Raw genomic sequence first — 3,438 nt, forward strand, 5'->3', positions numbered from 1 at the left:
AAAAGGTTCGTCCAGAATCCACAATTTACTTTTTACTAGCCAAAGCCTAGCCAATGCAACGCGTCTTTTTTGACCTTGAGATAAAACACGTACTGGCAGATTTGCACAGCGTGCTATGCCGATAGCACTCAGTGCGGCTAAAGCACCTTCTTTATCGACTAGATTTCCTGCTAATTGGGCGCTCATATACAAATTCTCTAGCGCGGTTAGATCATCTTTGAGACCGTTTAAATGCCCAAGGTAAGTTAAGTTGGACAGATAATCTTCAGCATTTTCTTTAGTCTTGTTACTATCCCAGAATACGGCACCCGCTTCTGGCGTCAGCAGACCACATAACATTCTGAGTAGACTACTTTTACCACTACCATTTTCACCCAACACGTATAATAAACCGCCTGCTTGCAACTCAAAACCAACCTCTTTAAACAGCAAGCGGTCACCGCGCAAGCAAGCCAAGCCTTGCGCTTTTAACATAGTTAAATATCCAAACGATAACCGATATAACTGAAATCACGGAAAGTACGTGAATGCCCATCAATTTGATTATTTACATTCGTTACTTCCAAACCAACTTCTGCCTCTATCGTTGCCTTTTCACGTAACCGGTAGCTGCCGCGAACTGAAGGTGCAACGATATATTGCAACTCTGGTGAAGTGCCATTTACATCCACTCGTAATAGTTTGATGGAAGAGTCTAAACGCCATTTTTCACGCGGCACCATTACGTTAGTCAATACCACAGACTGAGTATCGGTGGTAGGTCCATCGTTATAGGACAAACTAATGACTGACGTATCATCTTTAAATAACGTATCAGAACCCACTGCTTGAACATGGTAGTTGTAAGTATTACCTGCCTGGAATGAGTTTTTTAGGTTTTGTCTTTCCAAAGCAGTCAATACAGTACCGTTATCCGCTGCTACTTTTTCAGCCAGAGCAAGAGCACCATCACTTGCACCTGCCTGACCAGATACGCGACTCCATTGCACATCACCACCCAGTTGCCAACGTTGCGTAAATTGCTTAGTCACACCAAACAGCGCTAGATTTGTATCTAAAGCCTGGTTGTAGGCATATTGTCTCAATTTATCTTCAGTAACCGTCAAAGGTGCAGGAATATTTCTACCAATCAACAATGCCTGACGTAAATTAGTAGGTATTTTGGAAAAGTAAGTCGTATTCTGGAACGCAGGATCAGATAAACTGTTAATCATGGTCAATATCGGTGACTTACGATGATCTAACAAAATATTGTAGTTAATACCACTCTCTGTTAGCCAGTTACCCTGCACCATCACAGTATTCACTTTACTAAACATCGTATCATAGTCTACAAGGCTATAGACAGAGCGACCGCCATTAGAATAACTTAATTCGCCACCCACCGCTTCTCGGTCCTTAATATCGCCTACGCGCTGATTAATATAAAAGGCGTTACCTTTCCAATTGGTAAGAAATGGACCTACGTCTAAGTTAATACCATAGAAGTGACGACGATAATCGACTTTGTACTCATCTAACGTACCGAGAGCAAAGTTCAACCGGTATTGTGGGCTCAAGCCATAACGGAACCAAGCGCCATCAAAACGACCCAAAATGCCGCCCGAGTTACCATTCTGCCTGCCTAAGCGAGCTGAATAGTCAGCCTCTTTGTTGTTAATTTCAACATAAGCCGCCTGCAATCTGTTTCTATCCACCTGATTTGGCAAGAAATTACTTCTAAATCGATCACGGATTACAATTTTGTTATCCCATTCGTTTTGACGGAAACGTGCAGTCAAGTCAATCGCAGTTTCTAGCTGTGAGAGGTCATGGCTTGTAGAACGCTTACCGTCGTTATTATAACTATGAGTGTGACCATCGTAATAGTATTGATCCCAGCTACCCGATATCGTGTTCTCGTGAATTTCACCAATCGGCTTTTTCGTTTTGGCTTTGTCTGTGCTCGCCACTTGGGCTGACCCAGAAATAGCGGCTAAGCGTTTACTTACCCTGGTTGCACCTTCACCTTTTGGATACAGTTTTAGATAGGTTTCATACTCGGCTTTCGCTTTGTCTGATTCACCCATTTTTTCACGTGAGTTACCAATTAACTCTTGCGCATCTTGTGAGCTAGGGTTAGCAGGTAAATTTAAAATAGCATTTAAAAGCTCTACGGCTCTTGGGTAGTCACCCGCACCTCTAGCTGACTTGGCTTGAGATAATAATTGACTCGCATAATCACTATCTGACATACCGACAGCTCTAACAGGTAACTCACCTTGTGGGCCGTGCTCAATAGCTGGTTGCGCTTGAGTTACTGTGACTATATCTGTTGGTAGCGATTTGTCCAACGGAACGCGAATTACAATACCACGACCACTATTATCGGGTGAAATTGTAAACTTAATCGGTTTTTTGAACCTGATGCCGACGCTACCCACTTGCTGCTCTGGATAGTTAACGGTAAAACTAGGAATTTGACCAACACTTGGTGAGTTACGGAACTCACGCTGTGATGACAATGACCCTCTAGGAACTTGTGGAAATTCTAAGAAGATTTGAACGCGGCTTGTTTGCTTATTTGACGGAGAATGTCGCACATAACGCACTTGCGTGGCGAACTCGATATGAATCTCGGTTTCAGTTTTGGCCTGTATTACTTCAACCTTATCTAAAATTCTGTCTGCATAAGCCAGTGAAGGAACTAGCGAGCAAACAAACAATAAAATTAGGTAGATTTTTTTAGATAGCTTCATATTTTTCCAACATCCCAATGCCTGTATGTAAACACGGATAGATGATATAAATTTTTTGATTAAAAGTCAATTAGTTGCCATTTTTATGTAAAGCAAATTATTCGCTGGACATAAAATAAAAAAGGGGGCAGGGCCCCCAATTCTTATTTACTGAAAGTTCTTGTTGTATGGCAAGTTTCACAACCAGCGGTAGTTTTTGGATGATCACCCGGTTTGCCTTCAGCGAAATTGCCATTATGGCAAAGTGCACAATTGGACACGATACCCGTATGATTCATCTTAGCATTAGCCCAGCCGCTCACTTTATGGCAGTTCTCACATGGTATAGTAGTAGTAGGCATATGGTTACCAGGTTTCTTCATACCTGTCGTTTGACCGCTGTGGCAGTTTGAACAACCTGAAACGATGCCGGTGTGATTCATCTTGGCCGGGGTCCAGCCGCTCACTTTATGGCAGTTCTCACAAGGTGAATTTGTCACCAGGTGGTTGCCAGGTTTCTTCAAACCTGCCGTTTGACCGCTGTGGCAGCTTGCACAATTTCCTGTGATGCCCGTGTGATCCATCTTCGCCGGAGTCCAGCCGCTCACTTTATGGCAGTTCTCACAAGGTGAATTTGTCACCAGGTGGTTGCCAGGTTTCTTCAAACCTGCCGTTTGACCGCTGTGGCAGCTTGCACAATTTCCTGTGATGCCCGTGTGAT

3 protein-coding genes are annotated in these 3,438 nt (G+C 43.3%); all 3 read right to left on the bottom strand.

Going from position 1 to position 3,438, the window contains the following annotated elements; translation table 11 throughout:
- A partial coding sequence (gene ccmA, locus HOO90_RS02515; RefSeq protein WP_292839147.1) for a cytochrome c biogenesis heme-transporting ATPase CcmA occupies nt 1-474 on the bottom strand: 474 nt, incomplete at its 3' end.
- Between the two features lie 2 nt (nt 475-476).
- Nucleotides 477-2,738: a tetratricopeptide repeat protein gene (locus tag HOO90_RS02520; RefSeq protein ID WP_292839149.1), complete on the bottom strand. Its 2,262-nt coding sequence runs from the start codon at nt 2,736-2,738 to the stop codon at nt 477-479.
- A 143-nt stretch (nt 2,739-2,881) separates the two neighbouring features.
- Nucleotides 2,882-3,438, bottom strand: a 557-nt coding sequence (locus HOO90_RS02525) for a hypothetical protein (protein ID WP_292839151.1), incomplete at its 5' end; no start/stop codon positions are given.

Source organism: Methylotenera sp. (assembly GCF_013141425.1).
GTDB lineage: Bacteria > Pseudomonadota > Gammaproteobacteria > Burkholderiales > Methylophilaceae > Methylotenera.

Coding starts and splice junctions, on each gene's coding strand:
- HOO90_RS02520 (WP_292839149.1), bottom strand. CDS start 2,738: ATGAAGCTATCTAAAAAAATCTACCTAATTTTATTGTTTGTTTGCTCG.